Annotated in this window: 12 protein-coding genes; 5 read left to right on the top strand and 7 right to left on the bottom strand. The window is 58.7% G+C overall.

The window, feature by feature from the left end; translation table 11 throughout:
- Positions 1-73: 73 nt before the first annotated feature.
- The 7 genes from R2676_RS18640 to R2676_RS18610 all read right to left on the bottom strand — a co-directional run bounded on the left by R2676_RS18640 (position 74) and on the right by R2676_RS18610 (position 9,959).
- The gene (locus R2676_RS18640) at positions 74-2,731 is read right to left on the bottom strand and encodes a helicase-related protein (RefSeq protein WP_316887293.1); all 2,658 of its coding nucleotides are present in this window, start codon (positions 2,729-2,731) and stop codon (positions 74-76) included.
- The gene (locus R2676_RS18635) at positions 2,728-4,710 is read right to left on the bottom strand and encodes a phospholipase D-like domain-containing protein (protein ID WP_206274069.1); all 1,983 of its coding nucleotides are present in this window, start codon (positions 4,708-4,710) and stop codon (positions 2,728-2,730) included. The genes R2676_RS18640 and R2676_RS18635 overlap by 4 nt, the downstream gene beginning before the upstream one ends.
- Entirely contained in the window at positions 4,707-6,020 is a 1,314-nt protein-coding gene (locus R2676_RS18630) for a hypothetical protein (protein ID WP_206274070.1), read from the bottom strand. Before R2676_RS18630 ends, R2676_RS18635 begins: the two co-directional genes overlap by 4 nt.
- A gap of 165 nt (positions 6,021-6,185) precedes the next feature.
- Entirely contained in the window at positions 6,186-7,190 is a 1,005-nt protein-coding gene (locus R2676_RS18625; RefSeq protein WP_206274071.1) for a hypothetical protein, read from the bottom strand.
- 10 nt (positions 7,191-7,200) lie between these two features.
- A complete protein-coding gene (locus R2676_RS18620) occupies positions 7,201-8,673 on the bottom strand; it encodes a nucleotide excision repair endonuclease (RefSeq protein ID WP_206274072.1) in 1,473 nt (490 codons plus the stop codon).
- A 35-nt stretch (positions 8,674-8,708) separates the two neighbouring features.
- On the bottom strand, positions 8,709-8,843 hold the full coding sequence (locus R2676_RS18615) for a hypothetical protein (protein ID WP_316887290.1): 135 nt from the start codon (positions 8,841-8,843) through the stop codon (positions 8,709-8,711).
- Between the two features lie 93 nt (positions 8,844-8,936).
- The gene (locus R2676_RS18610) at positions 8,937-9,959 is read right to left on the bottom strand and encodes a helix-turn-helix transcriptional regulator (protein WP_206274073.1); all 1,023 of its coding nucleotides are present in this window, start codon (positions 9,957-9,959) and stop codon (positions 8,937-8,939) included.
- A 712-nt stretch (positions 9,960-10,671) separates the two neighbouring features.
- Here R2676_RS18610 and R2676_RS18605 point away from each other — a divergent pair.
- The 5 genes from R2676_RS18605 to R2676_RS18585 all read left to right on the top strand — a co-directional run bounded on the left by R2676_RS18605 (position 10,672) and on the right by R2676_RS18585 (position 18,952).
- Complete coding sequence (locus tag R2676_RS18605) at positions 10,672-11,739, top strand: hypothetical protein (protein WP_206274074.1); 1,068 nt, start codon at positions 10,672-10,674, stop codon at positions 11,737-11,739.
- Between the two features lie 2 nt (positions 11,740-11,741).
- Positions 11,742-12,500 carry a hypothetical protein gene (locus tag R2676_RS18600; protein ID WP_206274075.1) on the top strand — a complete coding sequence of 253 codons (759 nt, stop codon included), beginning with the start codon at positions 11,742-11,744 and terminating at the stop codon, positions 12,498-12,500.
- A 68-nt stretch (positions 12,501-12,568) separates the two neighbouring features.
- Positions 12,569-13,483 carry a hypothetical protein gene (locus R2676_RS18595; RefSeq protein ID WP_316887288.1) on the top strand — a complete coding sequence of 305 codons (915 nt, stop codon included), beginning with the start codon at positions 12,569-12,571 and terminating at the stop codon, positions 13,481-13,483.
- Between the two features lie 486 nt (positions 13,484-13,969).
- Positions 13,970-15,613 carry a hypothetical protein gene (locus tag R2676_RS18590; protein ID WP_206274076.1) on the top strand — a complete coding sequence of 548 codons (1,644 nt, stop codon included), beginning with the start codon at positions 13,970-13,972 and terminating at the stop codon, positions 15,611-15,613.
- A gap of 114 nt (positions 15,614-15,727) precedes the next feature.
- A complete protein-coding gene (locus R2676_RS18585; protein ID WP_206274077.1) occupies positions 15,728-18,952 on the top strand; it encodes a DUF4062 domain-containing protein in 3,225 nt (1,074 codons plus the stop codon).
- The last annotated feature ends 35 nt before the right edge of the window (positions 18,953-18,987 follow it).

The raw sequence follows: 18,987 nt of genomic DNA, 5'->3' as shown, positions 1-18,987 counted from the left end.
AGTGGCCATGCCCGCTTTTTTTTTGTTCAGGGATAAGGCGAAGGCTCTATAGAAGGCCAACCAGCTCGCGTAGTCAATTGCAGGCCGTAGGTGAGAAATTTGGTGCCGCATCATTTATCTCCCCTATCGTTGACTTGAGGTCACCAAAGCCGTCTGCGACCCTTGGGGAAATAACGATGCCATGGAGCTGCGCGCGCAGATCATCCCACCGCTCGCGAAGTACTTGCCAGTTTTTCTCGTCGTAGGTTCCTTGAAAAATAACCGGACGGATTTCGATTCTGGGAAGACCGTCGTTGCTTGAGTCTCCGTTGAGTGCCTCTTCAACCTTGCGTTCCCATAGGCTGCCGATCCGATCCACCCGGCCAATCTGCTGCTCCACCACACCCGGGTTCCACTCCGGGTGAAGGAGCACAACTGTCCTGCAGGCTTTGTGAAGATTGAGACCTTCACGGCCCACCGCCGATTGCGCGACCAACACTTTCGGGTAACCATGCCTGCGATTGAAAGCCAATTGCAGCAAGCGCCGAGTATGCGGCTTCGCATCTCCGTCCATAAGGCGCGCAAACCCGCCTTCCGGCCGGTTGTATTCCTCTCGGAGACGGTCTACCAGATCCTGCCAAAGAGCCGCTGCGCTCAACTCATCTAGGTCCCCATCCTCGTCGGCATCACCTTTGTCTCGATCACTCGCGGCATGGATCAGGTCAACGAATGCGGCGGCTAAATCCGTTGGCGATGGAGATTCCATTGCAGACTCGATGAGCTCTTGTATTGCTCGAGCAATCACCGCCACGGAATGATCATCGCTGCCTTTCCCGTGTTCCGGAACGGATGAGACTTCGTTCTTGAAGATATCAAATAGCACTCGCACGCGGTCAGTGGCTTGCACTTTGCCGAGGCCCTCTTCGATACCGGAAATCAGATTCTCACGGATACCGCGACGTTGCTGCTCGAGCCGTTTATATTGGTCGGCAAGTTGCTGATCGAGCGCACCCCTATCCAGTTCTCCAGGTCGCATCAAATGCCGATGCGCAGCCTCGACGGCGGCCCACTCATTCTCGTGCACTTTGGATTTCGGCCAAGGCCGCTGTCCGTCAATGCTCCGAAGCATCTCTCGAGCGCTTAACAGGCGAACCAGCGCTTGTAGTGGGCGGGTGAACCGCCCAAAAACCAAGACCTTTTCTCCTTCTTGGCACACCTCTTCGATGGCGCGCACAGCTGCCAGAATGGCTGGATGATCGAACAGCGCCGAAACACTTCCCACAAATGGCTTAATCGCGATGCCTTGCCACCACTGGACACGTTGCAGGCGTTTGTCGAGCATCGCTAAATCTTGGTCGTCGCGCTCCAAGGGCGATGATGAAGCGCTGTGATCCATGCTTTGCTCAATGTCGCTCGCGTTGTCACGCTCTTGTGGCGTATCGATTAGTGTTGCTAGACCATGGCCATTTCCCAGCGTCAAGCGCAGACGCTTGAGCTTGGCGGCAGAATCATCCGCTTGGCTTGTCACAAATGCGAGCGCTTCCGCAGCACACACCACTCGCTTCCAATCCGGTGTCAGTGTAGAAGTGTTCACGCAGATCTCGCGTTCTCGCCTGTATGCGTGAATCATCTCGCCTGATCTTTCATGGAATGCCCGTATCCATGGATCTTCCCGTTTATCGCGACGCAACAGATAGCGACTTAAGAACTCCTTGAATTTCTTCGCAGCCTCTTTATAGGTCTCCCGGACCGACTCGTCACTCGGGCAGCATCGAACTTTGGCCACTGCATCTGAATAAGCCGAGATTGCATCAGATGTGGACGGCACATCCACCTCAATTCGACTCAGCGTCTGCCTCCACTGTTCGGCATCGAGCTCGACGGGCGTCGCGGTCATTGCGACGCGTCTGCCCTGGTCCGCCTGAAAAATCAATCGTTCCAGTAAGCGATTCAGGCCACTTTCCTGCCCTCTACTTTTGTGCGCTTCGTCAATGATGACGAGGTCAAAACGACCTAGCCCCAAACCCACGACTTTCTCCAACGCGCGACGAAAGACCGTTTCTCGCCCATAGTTGGACGGGTCCAGCAGGGGCGACTCTCTTCCCCACGCGTCCAGACTCGGATCGTCGACAAGCTCACTTGGCAAATGTGCTGAGTTTTCAGCGATCCAGCTCGCGGCAGCCGTGACGCGAGGGTCAAGGAGTTTGGCGTTATTACGATAGCCTCTCGGCATCCGCTTGCTATCACTCGTTTTTGCTCGCCAATGTGCAAGCGTTTCTGGCAACAGTGCCCAGCGCCAGTGGGTCTTCGTCGTACCTTTTAGCGACCAATTACAAAAAGCGTGTGAGATCAACAAAGCTTCGTGCTCGCCCCATACCTTTTGCGCGCGACTGTGACCGCTTCCCATGTCCCATGCGTTCAGATAGGCATTAAGACTGCGCAGAACCGGTGGAACTTCGACGTCCGCTTTTCGTAGCTCGTCCGCCCATTGAAACCCAAGGCCAGAAGGCACCAGTATCGCGACGCGGCCACCAACTGCGATGACGCTCTTTGCGACAGCGGCCGCGATACGTGTTTTGCCCATGCCGACCTCGTCGGCGATGATTACGCCGTTCTGCGCAATCCGCGCGGCGATTGCGAGAAGGCTGGCACGCTGCCCATCGTTGAGTTCCAAGTGATCGCCGCGAGCAATGGCGCAAAGCTCTTGGGAAACCGCATTCCATCCTTTGAACTGCTGACGCATCGCTTTCATCTGATCTCAGATAACTGTTCGACCACCCAGGCGTGTTCGACACGCGATAGCACGTCTTCGTACAACCTTCCTCCGCTCGATTGGCTTGTTTCAGCAAAGAAAGGACGAAAGGGCACGGCCCGAAGCGGGCTTAGCGGGTTAATTCTCAATTCGTGGAAAGCTTTGATAACAGGGCTCTCCGAGGCTTGATTTAGTGCCTGCTCCAGACGGTTACACCAAAGTACCCAGTCCTCCTCGTTGATCTCGGTTTGCTTGGCCGCGATGCTCTCGACCAGTTCCATCATCTGCCGAATTGGATAATTAATTGAGTGTGCAGCGCGACCAGCACTTCCTGGCAATCCAAGTGGCGAATTGCCGCGCTCCTCACCGAGGTCCTCATCGTCATCAGGAGGCATCGGAAAGTTGGCTAATTGCCACCAAGCGTCGACAACATCCAGTTTTGGCAGCTCGGTCGCGGCAACGCGGCCGTATTGGTCGATAACCGGGATATTCGCCTCGTGTTCTTCCTCAGCTGACTTCCAGCGTAGGCGCACCTGTCTGGGCTGAGCAGCGGACCACTTGAATCCTGTTTGGCACTTAGGGCACTCGTTGCCAGCGGCATCGAGCACTGCAACATCGGAAAAATCGCGAAGGTCACCATCTGCCTTCAATTCGTTCCCCTCTTTTCTTTCATGCCACCTCAGCCATGCGATGGGTGACGCCAAGTAAGGCTCGTCGCGTAGCTCAAAGTCGCCCCCCGAGGATAGAAGGCCCTGGTCATCGTCGCCGAATTCGCTATCCCACTGAATGGGTAACAGGTTCGTCACGACTTGCCATGATTGAATGCCTTGCCCGCTCGCCCAGTACAGGGGGTGCGGAGCGAACACGACACCAGCCTCGAGATTGCCTGTGCTTGCGTTCATCTTGCTGGCAAAGCCGGGGTTGGTGAGGTTGCCTGAGCCTAGATATACCCAAGCACTATTGCAGACGCTGGAGTTGTCACGATAGTTGGCGCTGAAAAGAAACTTAGCGTGCAGCGTGCGCTTTGCATCGGCACCAAACACAGCAGTGGGTTGAACTGCTTTCCGGATTTTGAAACCTTGCCTATTCAGTGCCTTGACTGAAGTTGCGACGCCTTGGCAGGCGGCGTCATTGACATAGAGATCTAACTCAGGAGAACGAGTCAGCAGCGCTTCCTCGCTAAGCGTGTCAACGACCTTCTGGGGCACTTTTGGCACAGCCCCTAAAGTTGCGGCAGCTTCATAGAAACCGGAACCCATAGCCAGGTAGTTGCGCGCAACAACACTGCTGCACGCGGCTATCTTTGCGGGTAGCTGCGCCAGCAAGGAAGCTTTGCGGCTGTCGAAGACTCTTGGCTGGCCGCTTGCCTTTTTCGAACACAACGCGATCCAAGCATCAACCTGTTCTCGGCGGCCTGTCGAGGATGCGGCCTCCAACAAGCGACCGTCAAACAAGTTGTGGATCCACGTTATTAGGCCATACGCGGCCTTGAGATCGGCGCAGCAACGTTGAGTCTGGTCGTCGAGTTCATTCAGCGCATCACTGGTCACGTCGATGCGCCACGCGAGATCTAGGCTCTCTTCGAGTGTTTGACGCGTCCAGTTGCCGGTGGAAACAATGAGCCTCAAACACCATCGCTCTCTATCATGCTGGTGTCGAAACCCCAGCAGGGCGACCTTTGCGTGGAGTAAGCGAAAGGGTTTTTTGGAGAAATCTTTGATAGGTAGATGTGCCACGCCTGGCGCATCCAGCAGCGAAATCTGTGGATTACCCGGATCAAGTGCTACAGCAAGGCTGACTTGCCCCTGATGGGCACGTTGCGCGGACGTTAGTCCGGTAAACCGCTCGGCTGCATCGTTCAGAAACAGGGCGTCCGCCGAATAGCCGCACAGCCAACCGAAGTGACCAACAAAATGCTCCGGCGCGTCGAAATGCCGTGCCAACGACGGCACACTCAACTTGTCACTGGTACGACTCATGGATGGTCTCCCACTGCGGACGGATTCAGCCACGGATCGAGCTGTCCATGTAAATCCAGATTCAAGAGATAGAGGTTCCGAACGCGGTAGGAAATTCCTTCCGGCAATAACAGTCCTCCCCCCTCAGGGGATTCGGCCTCGTCTCCATTCACTTCTGCTGGCGCGGAACCTCTAAATGCACGGCCGGGCTTCACTTCATCACCGACCAGCCGCAGGACATGGCCGTCGCGTGTCACCAAGTGCTGCAAGATCTGTGAGTCGTCGCCGCTAGCGCATTCGCGGCAAAATGAGTTGGCCTCAAGGTCCTTGTGCTGCATTTCTAGGAATGCCTGCGCGGCAGCTCTCAACGAGTCGAGCGCGGACGACAAAGATTCGGGAGTCGCTGTTCGCACCGCGTATGATTGCCCGTGCGCTTGGTTGCCCATGTGCGCCTCTAGAACATCGAGAACCTGTATCGCCGCTGCTCGTGCGTTAAAAAACCGAGCTCCTGCCAAGAGGTCCTGCCAGTGGGCATCGGTAATTTCCTTCGGCTTGGTACCCCATGTCAGTGGGTCGCGCTTGGATACCCGGATATTTTCGACCCACGCCAGTGCATTGCGCCGTCGCTCCTTGTCTTCCGGGCGCTCGTGGCCGCCCTGCAGGAGCCTCTCTCGCAGCAAGCGGAGAGCGTCCTTTTCGAGCGAAACAAGAGGAGACAGACAATCACGACATACGTCCGAACGAACCCGATCATCCTGATCCTGTACCCACAATGACAGGTGTTCCATAACCGATCGGTTGTAGGGACGGTAGTTTTTGCAGCCTTCTTCTACAAATTTCATCCCCGCTTCAGAGGGGCGGAATGCATTGAAACGTGTACTGTCCGTCTTCACCAATCCAAGCGCCGGCAACGCCTGAACCATCGCCATCCGCATGGGCTGCGTGACATAGAAGTTGCGCTGGCGGACACGCGAAAACCGCAAATCATCACCTTTGCCCTGCAACTTGGAATTGCCCCTCAGACGCGCATCGCGATTCCATTTATTGCTATCAAAGGCCAGCCGGCATGCCAGCGCTTCGATAGCGTTCGCCACCTCGACGTTCTGGACTTTCGCCCCAAGCTTTCGAGCTTGCTCCGCAACCGACACGCCGAGCGTTGCTAGCAGCAATTGCTTGGCATACCAGACGCCGCCAATTCCAGGCACGGCCAAGTCGTTGAACAAACGCACTGAGGCGCCGAGGCCGAGAGTGCGCGTGCGACGCGAACTCTCCACCGAATCTGGGCCAAGCAGCCCCCATATGTCTTCCATCAAAGGGAGGCTCTTCGTCACGTCATCTCCATCGGCAACAAGACTGGCTCTCGCCGCACCTTGGACACCGCATCGCCAAACGGCGCTGTACTTACGTCCGGCTCACCTTGGAGCATCGAAGTTTCCCTCCTGAACGGTGGCGCGCACCGTGTTCAACGTAGCGCGAGACAAAATCTAGCCCGCTTGTCAACCTCTATAGGCGTAGGCGAAAGTTCCCAGGGCAATGCATAAGCCAACGAGGCCGATTGAGTGCTGCTGTACACGATCACGCCACGTGGGCTTTGCCGCCAACGCTGCCTCGAGTCTACCGACCCTCTGCTCCAGAGCATTCCCTTGAACAATCAGGTGATCGAGCTTAAGACAAAGCGTGTCGATGGACGACTTGAACGCCTGTCGGTCCCCTTCGATTGCGCTACGCAGCCGCTCCTGCCCCGCCCCGACAGAAGCCAAGTCCTCAACGCGCTTGGACACCAACGCATCGAGCCCCGTTTGAATGCGTTGCATTCGATGATCCGCCTTGGCGGCTTCTGAGCGCAGTTCGGCCTCGAGCGCCTTCACTTCGCCTTGCAGCATTTCCACCTCCCGCGAGAGGTGAGCTTCCGAGTTCTTCAAGCTCGACGCTTGATTGTCCAGAGCCTTTAAGCGCTCCCCGAACTCATTCTCAACCTCGGCGATTCGCCCTAGTTCCTGGCCCATCTCTTCCAGCCGGAGCTCGTGGCTGTCGACGGCCTCAGATTGTCGTAGGTGATCTTCGACTTGATCCCGCAGAGCAGAGAGGATCTCCAACGCGGCCCCCCGCTGATTGGAGTCTAGGGTCTTCGTATCGGCCTCGATCTTGCTGATCTTATCGACCAGAGTCGAATGAAAATCCCGAAGTACGACGTTTTTCTGAGTTTGGAGACGCAGCATCACCTGCACCACCGCTTGCGTCGTTTCAAGACTGCCCCCAAGACTCTTGACCAGTCCGGCTAAATCCTTGTCGTTCGATCCTGAGACAACCCCTGTAAAGGATGCGAAGAATCCTTTCTGACTGAGGCTGTTCGCCTTCTTTTGGATATCTTGATTGGACTCAATGGCGGTGACCATCCTTTGAATCGCCGCCGACAACTCTTCGCGCGCATTGTCGGGCGCGTTACGCGCGTCGTCACGAACAGCCACACGATGTTCAACGCTTGTTTTGACAAGTTCCAATTCCCGCACCTTACCCGTGTCGTTGTTTTCTAGTGGCCAGCATCGCCTGGATGTCTAGTGGCTCAATCGCCTCATGCTGATCTAACGCGCGAATGTGCTTACGCGTTTCGTCCTCAAATCGGAACGACTCCTCTGCGTAATCCTTTAATTCTTCCAGCAGCCTCAGCTCTCGCTCTTGGATGGCGATCAGCTTCTCGCACGCTGCCCTCATTTCCTGCGCCGCCTCTTGCGCACCAGACTTCATGGCCAACAGCATCTTGACCATGGCGGGGACAAATTTCTGCAGATAGAAACTCGACATCCCATAGCCGATGGCGCAAATTGCCGCAGACAGATAAGGAGCAACCGGCCCAACAACAGTGGCCAGATTAGCCTCGAGCACCGGATCCAGCGCATCCCAGAGAATGAGCGTACCGCTGAGAACAATAGTCTCCGTCACTTTCTCGACCAGCGCTTCCGTGTTCATCGTCTGCGCACCTTGAAAGAGCTGCCACGCGGACAGTCCAAGGTCGTAGATATTCCTTGCCAAGCTATAAAACTGCGCAATCGTCTTCGACACAGCATTCACAACGAACTCGAATATGCCGGCCAGGATTTTCAACGGCGCATCGATAATCGCCTGGACGACAGACCAGACGCGATCAAACAGCCGCTTCAGGCGAAACTTGATCGACCGGGAAACACCCCTGACAATTTCTACCAACTCATCCTTCAAAGCCTTGGTCAAAGTGGATGCCAGTTGCTCAAAAACGTTCCAGCCGACATTGGCAGCCGCCTCCTTTGCCGCGCCGGCAGCCAGAGTCCTGACGCCACCAGAGGCGTCTTTCATCTTCTTGGCTTCGATGTTGGAGCGCTTGCCCTGCTCCGTCTCCAACTCCTGCCGCGCGTTCTTCTTCGGCTTGTCGGTCTTGATTAGATGCGCCTCCAAAGCGGCTGCAGTTGCCTCTGACTCCATCTGAACAAACTTGACGGTACACCCCTCCTGGAACTCCTCTGCGAGCTTGTATGGTTTATCTGATCCCTGCCCTTGCTTGTGCTCGTTCAGGTGCCCGGCATACCACCGCTGTTTGAGTTTTACGCTGTCGCCAACATAGACGGCCTCCCCGTTCTTGTTGAACACGACGTACACGCCGGGACTGTTCGGCACGGCATCCAAGCCCTGGGGTTGGCCATTTTGGACCGTGAACGCACCGTCAAATTTCATGGTGCTGATGGACGAGATCCCGTGAGACAGGCTCTTCTGTAGCATCTCCTTCCAGGCCGCACCACGATTGGCAACCGCCATCACGCTGCTGGCTGACGTCGCATCTAGGGTGTCTTTGGCCACGGCCCCAATATCGGTGCTTTTTGCGTTGGGGCGCGAGTTGTTCTTGTTGCGATAGCCGGCAACAAGCTTGCGCGTGACGTTGTCAATGGCGCGGTCCACGATGGCATTGGCCAATGGGGGCAGCCCTTGAAGCGCTTCTTGGCTATGGGGGGTCATACTCTCATCACCTTGTGATATTGCTTGTTTGTTCTCTAGGCAAGACCGGCATCACGCCGTACCTTGTCGAGATACTTTCCCATTGCAGTGGTCCCAACCACTGCTGTCACAAACACAATCGCAAAAGCGGCCAAATGCTCAAGCGGGGATGCATTGCCGTTCGTCCACATGGCGTTCTCCTGTCGTGGTTTAGCAAACTTCGGTTGAGGTCGTTCACCCAACGCCAAGATAGCCGGCGCTCCGGACAAATCATGTCCGGTTTCCTACCCCACGCCCTGGCCATACAACACGGCCAATGCCCGGGCCTCACGAGCCAGTTCGCCGCGCAGGCTCGCAGGCGCAAGCACCTCGACGTTCGGCCCGAATGCCCTCAGCCACCATCGCAACCGCTGACTCAACAGCACCGTACCTTGCACCTCAAGGTAATCCCCATCCCGTCGGCTCCGTTGATCGTCCGACATCGGCGCTTCCAACAGGTGGTCACCGGCGCTGTTCGCAAAGCGCAGTTTTAGGTGAATCTCGCCTTCGACCATGAAGTCAAACTGGCGCTGCTGACGCACATAAGTAGAAAGCGTGAAGTCGTGAGGGTAGGAAAAAGGCTCGGGCAACATGACCGCGCCCACCACGCGATCAAGACGGTACATGGCCGGATTAGGATGGCGCGATGTCAACGCTACTAGATAGACCAAGCCGCCAACCTCAACTAGGCCAAGCGGATGGACAATTTTTGGCTCGGTGTTGTCTGTCTTGGAGCGTGGTTGGTAAACAATCTTCAGTTGCTGCTCGTAGAACAACGCCTGTGAGACGGCCTCGAAAACCGCCGCATCAACCGCCGGGCACTTGAGTGCGAAACCACCGCTCTCCACCTCGACCTTGTGGATCCATTTACGATAACGTCGCTCTGTGTCGTTGTTGGCGGCTTCCAAGCGCTTGTCGGCCACATCAAACAGTGGCGATAGTGTCTTCGCGACCAGTGCGGGAATTTGCCGCGAGGAGAAACGACGCAGCGTTTGCAGCGCCAGTGCTTCGTCATGGGTCAGGTAACCAGAGGCGCGCGCAGCCAACCCACTGGCACCTGCTACCTTGCGCCAGGCATGCGCGTTCCCGCGATTGGTTTGTTCAACTAGCTTGGCAAGAACCAACCGCTCCAACCGGCGCTGCACCGTCTTTACAACCGGCACCTCGGTCACACACCTCGCCAACTTCTGATGTACCTCTGACGTGGTTATCGGAACCTCATCCTTGCCCGCGTCAGGCAGGATTTGCATGATTTCGCGATCCAGCATGTCGAAAATAATCGGTCGGAAGTAGTTGAAATGGCGATCGAGGCATGCAAGCAACTGTTTAACGGCATACCGAGCTTCCTCTTGAGGTTAATAGCCTTTCAGGGCCCATAACTGCCCGAGTTGGCGCCAATTAAAAAATTTCGCCCCCCCCCGAAGGCTGCTCCGTTCGCAAGGGCGCCACAACTGACTCGCACCAAGATTGGCGAACTAACACTCGCCATTCCAAAAATGAGAAACACGCGATCACAAACCATGGTTTGAGCTACCTTGGCGGATGAGCCCGGCTCAGACATGTGAGGTAACACAGTTGTCACCAAGCATGCGTGCGTCCTCGAAGGGACAAGGCTCGTGAGGTTCAGGCAAACCTCTGGAAGTGGATTACGCCCTTCCGAGCAATGCGACTGTGCGCCCGTTGTCACGAGCGCCTTTGCATCATTTTCCGCTTTTTTCCGCTCCCAGCGAATAAGGGAGTATCGGTGCGGCCTAGTCGCGCATCGGAAGCGGCCTTCACCAAGCTGATTGAACCGAGCGAGGCTCGACCAAGGACACCCTTCTAAAGGAGGGTGCCCCAAACCAATCGGTTACCGTATCAATTGCCGGCCGACTTACAAAACACAGTCGACGCACCTGCAATGCAAAGAGTGTGGACTCCATGGCCGGCAAGTTGGCGTGCGGTGTGTACTACTAGAACACGAAGAGGCGAGGCGCTGCCATGAGCTATCAGGATTCGGAAAACTACCGTAACGACAACGGCACGTTCAACTACAGCAATACGTATTCCAATCTGAACGGTTCGGGATACGACCAGGAGCGAGCCGGCGTCGATGGGTTCGATACACCGGAATCGGCGGCCGCAAAGCTCGACGCTTATCGTTTCAAGCAGATGATGGAACCTGTCTGGTTCGCCAACAGCGCGACAGGTACCGGCGAAACCTCGACCAACATCGGTCCGGCTTACGGAGGGTCCTCCTACGTAAGCTCGGGAGACATCGATCTCGGCGGGCTATTCAAAGGTCTCCTGGCACTACTTGGACTTGTGGCGGGGGTGGTAACCATTGGCTTTGTTCCAGGGCTGCTGACAGCGGCGTTACTCGGGTGGCTGCTCTACAAAAACCGATGGCGCTATGCGACGGCCATCGTGGTCGCCGCGCTCGGGGTCATCGCTCTCTTCTGGGTTCAGACCGGCCAGCTTGCCGGCAAGACGCTGTTCCATGCCGGCGTGGCTGCCGACCTGCTGATCCTGCCGTGGGCCGCCTTTGCGTGCTTGAACCACCGTGTCATTGCCAAACGGGCAAAGAATCTGGCCGCCAACTGGTCGGCGCGCAACGTGTTCGCCTTGTTTGGCATTGCAGTCGCCGTCATGACCGTGGTGTCCATGCTCCTAGTCATCACCCCGCTCAGTGGGCTGTCAGTGCCAGTCCGATATCTGCTGACGTCCGTGGTACCGCCACGGACGCTGACTCTGCTTTCGATGATGAACGCCGACATGCTGCTGATACTCGTCGTTGCAGCCATGCCAGCCTCAACGGTAATGACCTATGCATCAGCATGGTTCCGGCACCGTGAAGCCGCCGGCAAGTCCGGCGCGCCGTGGTGGCTGGTGGCGCTGTCGGTGCCCGCGTGGGCGTGGATGTTGCTCTTTGCCGGCCTGCTTGGCCGCAGCATGGTCCACAACGCTCTCGATGCTCAGGCTCTCCAACCTACCAATCCAGTCGTACAACAAGTCCCCTCTTCACCGACACACACGCACTCGGCCCGCATTCATCGCGAGCACAAATAGCCATGAACACCGAACAACAAGCCGACCTCGAAGCGCATCGGCTCAACACGCTCGCCGTCTCGGGACAGTTGAACGCAGAGACTCAGCCCATACCTCCGAGCGGTTTTTTTCACTTCTTGCTGTGGGAGCACAACAACCAGAAACGAAAAGACGCAGCGCAAGCCAGCCAAGCCTCGGGAGGCTTCGGCGGGGACGCGGGCCTGCTGCTGTTTCTGTGGCTGTTGGGTGCACCGCTGCTGCTGTTCCTGTTGATCCGCAGCCGCAAGTGGGGCTATGCCTTGCTCGCCGGCACCACGGTCTTATATGGCATGCACACGTACGCCCACGCCCATACGGATTCGGTGCTATCGGGTTACTTGGCTTTCCAGCTCGCCTTCAGCTTGGCTTACGTTCCCGCCGCGCTGTGCATCTCGGGCTCGCGATGGGTCGCACTCAAGTTCTGGCCGAACGCGCCGACACGATTAACGTTGAATTCGGTGGTGGTCTGTGGCGTGCTTTCCATCTACATCTGGATCTTCTGGGTGCGCGTTCTGGAGCATTACTTTGGCTTGAGTGACCATACACAGACCTATCTGGCTTACGGGCTTCCCGTTCTCGCAGCGATCCCGTTCTCGGTGCTGCTCTATTCCTGGATGCAAGACCGGCTCAACAAGAACAAAAAAGCCGCGCCCGTGCTTCTGACAGTCGCGGCATGGCTGCTCGGCGTCGGCCCGTTTGCATTCTGGGGGTTGGTCTACTGGTCAACGCATACCGGACGCTGACGAGCAATCCTTGCTGCGTTCCCCGAGGCTGGCCAGCACTGGTCTAACGCAACGTATTCGAAATACCAATGAAAACAGAAGCCTATGTAGAACGCGGGAGATGGGTCACGGACCATATAGGACCGATCAACGCGATCATGACGATCATGACCGCCGTTCTCATCCCGGTGCTGGACTTCGTGCGGCCCCATTTCCCCTACATTGGCTACGTGGCTGCCCTGGCGGTGTTGGTGTTCCTGGTGCTGCTGGCGATGAAGATATTTGGCGTACCGAAGAACGGGCAGTTGCATTCCAGCCTAGTACTTTGCTCGGGTGTTTGCGCGGCCGCATTCAGCGTGGGCGCCATTGCCAGCGCCCGCCATGCGGATCAGGGGGGCATGAGTGCGGCCAGTTTCCCGTGGGCGGCCCAGATGCAGAAGACGTTGTTCACGATGAACACCACGCTGGCCGAGATCAAGAACGGCAAGAGCGACGACCCGCGTGTGGAGCTTAAGAACATCGGCGTGGAGTGGAGCCCCTACAAGCTCATTGCTGCGTCCAAGATGGGGGACCTCCGAGCGGTGGAGCTTTTCCTGAAAGGAAAGATGCCCGTCACGCTCGACGGTTCAGACGCGCTGGCAAGCCTGCCATATGCCATCGTGAGCCAAAATTTCCCGAACGCAAAGGAGCAACTGAAACTGCTCCAGGAAAACCGTGTGGACTTGAACGACCCACACCTCTCTTCGATTTATCACACTGACCCCGCCACGCAGCCCCCCAACCTCTACGCCTTGGCCAAGGACAAAGGCCGCGAGGATCTGGCCGCCTATCTTGCCGAGCTTGGGGTGAAAACGGACAGCTATCCCGCCTGGAAGAAGGCACGAGAGGCGCAGGAGAAAGTGCAGAACGAACGCGCAGAGAAAAACGAAGCCTGCTTTCGCAAAGTGCAAAAGACTTACCCGCTCGTCTCACTTGAGCCGTTTGTCGACTATTGCCACTATTGACACGGCCCCACCCCACAATTTGAACTCAGCCGGATTGGTGCGAGCGTCGAGCGAGGCATGGTGCTCGCGCGCGCGCCTCAGTCGTACGCGGCGGCAATCTTAGCCATCCGCCCATCGCGAATCTCCTCTGGTCACCCCCTAAGGTTTCTTGTCATTCAGAGCCGACGGGCTTGATCTCAAGTCTTCCGGAAAAAAATCTTCCGGTTTTGGCTCACTCCAGCGAATAGGGGACAACGGCCCTGCAATGACGTGGCAGTACGTCACCCAGCAAGCGCCGCTCAACCTGGAGAAACCCATGAGCCCCCACGTCCCTTCTCGCTACGAGCCGCGCTCCGACCAAACCGGTTAAGCCCAATCGGTCTCTCAACGCGCCCGTCAAGCCGTCCTATCAAGTAGAGACACCCCCCTCCAAAGGAGGGTGCCCGCAACCGCTTGGTTGCCGTATCAAATCACCTATCTCCGTGCGCGCCACGGAACCCAACTACGATGAAGAAGAATACAAACAACCTGCGTTTCACGTGTCTGGCCTTTTGTACGGCCCTTGCCGCGTGCGGCGGGGGCAACGACGGTTCCAGCAATGCCGCCGGTTCCTCCAACACCAACCCAGGAACGCCGCAAACCGCACAAGGCGTGTTTGTGGATGCGCCGGTTGCCGGCCTGCATTACGTGTCGGGCAGCCTGAGCGGTACGACGGATGCCGCCGGCCACTTTAGCTACGTGCCCGGCCAACCCGTGTCCTTCTCGCTGGGCGGCGTCACCATCGGTTCGACCATCGGCCAAGCCGTGGTGACCCCGCTCGCGCTCGTGCCCAACGCAGCTGCTGTGACCAACGACACCGTGACCAACATCGGCGCGTTCCTGCAATCGCTGGATTCGGGTGGCAACCCTGGCAGCAGCATCCAAATCTCGGCGGCATCCGTTGCCGCATTGGCCAATACGCAACTGAACTTTGCGCAGGCGCCCGCCGCGTTTGCAGCCGACCCGGCGGTGGTCGCCGCGATCCAGGCGGCCTCTCCACAGAAGACCCTGGTGTCGCCCGCCGTGGCGCAGGCGCACATGCAAAGCCAGGGCATGTGTCTGTTTGCCGGGCAGTGGCAATTCAACAGCGCTGACCGCAGCCACGACACGTATGTGGCCACCATCAGCGAGGCGGATGGCAGCATTACAGGCACCGTCACGCGCAACGATGGCACCCAGGCATTCCTGACCGGCGCGGTGATCTACGTTCCGGGGACGGGGCAATGGACGATCGGGGCGAATTCCGGGCAACAAGTCCAGATCGCGTCGATGCCGCCGGGCAGCTTCACGTACAACAACGACTTCCTCGCCGGCGCATTCACCGATACGAACACCGCGTCAGGCACCTACAAGGACGCGCCCACTATGTCGGTTGGTGGCAACTGGACGGCCACGCGCCTGAGCCCTGCTCCGGCCTGCGCCGCCACCGCCCCTACCCCGGTCGTTCCACAAGGCACGGTAGGGTACGCGGACTACCACTACAACACGCAGAGCATGACGCCCGGCGTCGCCACCATCGTCGACAACGGTGTGGGCGCGGCCGGAACGCTGAACCTCGGCTCGCAGGCCATCACGGTGACGCCACAGCCGGATGGCGGTTTTCTGTGGGGCAGCCCGGTCCAGTACGGCATGAACTTCTCCAGCCTGGCCAGCGATCCGAACCTGCCAGCGGCTTCGATGGTCTGCATGGCGGCCAATGTGGGAGACGGTACCGACGGGCTCAAGTCGACCGACGTGCTGGTCGCGCAGACCGCGTCGAAGGTGACGTCAGCCACCGACCTGGCGGGCATCACGTTCACGCAATACTGGGAGGATTGCCGCCGTGACGGCTTGCCTGCGGCGTCGCCTGCGACCGTGCATTCGAGCATTGCGGTCGACGCCTCCGGCAACGCCACCATCACCATTGCAGGCCAGGCGCCCGTCACGCTGACTGCGGACAAACTCTCGACGCTGCTGTCCGGTGCACCCGCCGCCGCCATCGGCTTACCGGGCAATGTGTGGTTCCAGGCGTACCGCTTTGTGTCGGAGGGCCGCACGCGATTTGGAATCGTCGAGCACGGCATTAATTCGAGCAACACAAACCGCGGCTATGTTGGAGCCTGGGTCCAATAAGCCAGCACATATCAAGGCGGTACTACGCCGCCTTGGTATGGCTTCCAAGATCGCCCATGTCGGGTGCGTATTCAATAGCGGAAGGCCAAAATCTCGGGCCTGAGAAGGACGTTCATGTACGAAGACAAGGGGCAGATGTATCAGTGGCAGGCACCCGTGGCTGCACCGCACGTTGACACGGCAGATTTGCGCTTCAACCCGAACGCTGAAGAAATCCACAGCGATGCGCCGGGGCTGACGCTGCTCGCACCGCAACATGACGGCGAGGCGACGCACTGGTTCCGGCAGGGCCCCGATGGCTGCCGCGAGGAGGTCGATGACCTTCGTGCGCGCTTCTCCACGCCGGTCTTCCGCAATCAGCGCACGATTCGCGTTTTTCTGTCGTCGACGTTTCGCGACATGCAGGTCGAGCGCAACTATCTGGTGACGGTCGTGTTTCCGCGCTTGAAGCGTCTGGCGCAGTCTCACGGGGTGCTGCTCCAGGAAATCGATCTGCGTTGGGGCATTACGGCGGAGGAAGCGCATCGCGGCGAAACCGTGGCGATCTGCCTGGACGAGATCGACCGATGCCGCGCCTGCCCACCCTTCTTCATCGGCCTGCTCGGAGAACGCTACGGCTGGATTCCCGATACAGCGGCACTCGATGCGCTTGATCAGGCCATGGGAAGCCGCACCAACGGCGAATCCAGTCTGGAGATGCGTGGCCGCGCCCGTCGGGAGGCGTACAGCGTCACCGAAATGGAGATCCGCTACGGCGTGCTCGACACGCCGGAAATGACCGGCCATGCCTTCTTCTACAATCGCTCGCCCGAACTGACGCGCATGTTCGCTCAGCACACGGCCGAGCCCAACGCCACGCAGGTTTATTACGAAGCCGACGCTACTGGCACTGCACGCCAGGAGGCACTCAAGCAAGCGCTGCGCGAACGGGGCCTGGTACGGATGGATGGTTACCGCTCGGTGCAGGAACTGGGAGAGGACATCGAGCGCGCAATCACCGCTGCGATCATGCGTGTCGCGCGAAGCGTTGCAGCAGTTCAGCAGCAAACGGCAGCGCCACTGCCGCTGGGCTGGCAAGCCAACCAGACGCTGAACGACGTCATGGATGCCGAGCGCGTCATCTTTGAGCAACGTGACCCGCAGGCCGATGCCGTGACGCGCGCGTGGGCCGACAAGGACCAGCCGGGCAACATCCGGCTGATATTGGTCGGCCCGCCCGGCATCGGCAAGGCCCACGAAGCCATGGGCCTCGCGACGCTCACACGGTTCTGGGAACTTGGCGCGCCAGTGATCGCCCTGCACTGCCGCACGGGTGTCGTCACCAACGTGGACGGCGCATTCGGCTTCATTCGCAGTGCTATGGCAGCGTTCAGCGCCATTCCACCATCGCAACCGCTCGGGCGTACCGGCCTGCGCGAATTGCTCCAGGGGATCGAACGCCCCGTCATCCTGCAGATCACCGATATTGACCTGCTAGGCGGTGCCACCGACTTGGTGGATCTGCTGGGACTGGTGCAAAACCCCCGCCTTGCGATCATCCTGACCACAACGGACGCCGCCCTTGGCGAGCGCGCGACGGGGGCGTTCAATGTCCGCTCCGTCGGGGATCTGAGGCCCGAAGAGCGCGAGACCTTTGCGCGTGAATACCTGGCCCGGTATCGCAAATCGCTCGACACGCAGGCCATGCACAAGCTCGTCAGCATGCCGCTCGCGGGGTCGCCGTTCTTTCTGACGTTGGTGCTCGACGAGCTTCGCCACAGCGCTCTGTTCGAGACGTTGGATGCCACGCTGGACGTCTATGCCGGCATGTCGACCATCGAGCAGGCATTCCTGCATTCGCTGCAAGCGTGGCTGGGGTATGTTGGCGCCGGGCACCGGGACAGCGACCGGTGGCGCGGCATGCTGGAGGTCTTGTGCCTGGCACGCCAGGGCGTGCCGGACGATTTTTTTACGTCGAGCGCGGGCTTGGGGCTGAGCACGCTGCAATGGATGACGTGGCAGGGTCTGGCTGAACCTGCTCTGGTCGACGTTGGCGGCAGTTGGCGGCTGCGCAACGCGCACCTGCGCAACATCCTTTTCAAGCATTGCTTTGGTGACGCCCCCGATGCGCCAGCGCAGGCGGACACACGCCGTCGTTTGGCCGCCTACATCGGTGCGGTGCCCGAGCCCTGGGATGTCACTGGGCTGATCGAACGCACGCAGCAAATGATCTGGCTCGCCACACATGCGGGTGGCCCGGACGACGTGCAAGGCCTGTATGAAACGTTGAGCGTCCGGAACAACATCGGTGCGCTGTTCGTCTCCGACAGCGGACTCCTGTTCGAGGGTTGGCGCGTGCTGGTCAACAAGGGCTTCTCGCTGACGCCACTGATTGACATGACCGTCGAGAGTACGGACTCGACGTGGCCGTATTTGCTTGGACGTTTGCTGACGCAATTCGAATGCTGGGCCGACCTGGAGCGCCTCGCGCGAGGCGTGATTGCCGGACAGCATATTCCCGAAGCCGGGCATTTTGACTACCAACTTGGGGTGGCACTGGTCAACCAAGGGCGTGTTGCCGAAGCACTCGATGTGATCGCTCCACGCATCCGCGCGTGGGCTGAAGCGCCGCAGGCCGCCTTGCCACCGTCAAGCCTTGGCATCTTGATGGGCTTGATCGTCGATGGCGAGATCGACGGCTCCCCGTGGAGCGCAACGCTCGACGCGGTGCTGCAGGCGTTGATCGAGATGGCTCCGTCAACCGACCCGGAACTGCAATTGGTGCTCATCAGTTGCGCCATGCCGCTGCTGTTGGGAACGCCTCACTTCACGCTCACGGAAGCACTGGCGCGCCGCGCAATGCTGATGAGCTACGACTTGCCTGGAGCCGAGGGTGGCCGCGTGCGGCTGTTGATGGGCTTCCCGCTCATCAACGCCCTGCGTTCCCAGTCCAAGTTCGATGAGGCAGTCACTGCAGGCTTTGCGGTACTCGCAACGCAGACGCCTCCCTTCCCACAAGAGGCCTTGCTGCGTGCACGCTGCGCCCGAGCGACGGGACAGTCGCTGCTCGGTGTCGCACGTTGGGATGAGGCGGCTGAACTACTCGAATATGCACTGACCCACGAACCGCAGGACAACACCGATTTCATCCCGTTGCTCCTCAACACGACGTTTCTGGCCATCTGCATGATCGAATTGAAGCAGTGGCCACGCGTGCGGCCGTTGTTAGAAGCTTTCGTTACCTACGGCTCCAGCCTGCCTGAAATGCGCGATGAACTGCAGGGCTGGCTTTTGCAGCATCTGCGCAACGCTGGCCAACTCGAACAAGCGCGCTGGCTGGAATCCGGCAGCCGGGCCTAGCCTTTGGAGGCACGGCGCTTAGCGCGCGCTGCGCA

Origin of the sequence: Ralstonia flatus (assembly GCF_958439105.1) — a bacterium.
In the GTDB taxonomy this organism is placed as follows: Bacteria; Pseudomonadota; Gammaproteobacteria; order Burkholderiales; family Burkholderiaceae; genus Ralstonia; species Ralstonia flatus.
Note: the sequence above shows the minus strand (reverse complement) of the source record. Positions and strands in the feature narration are given on the sequence as shown.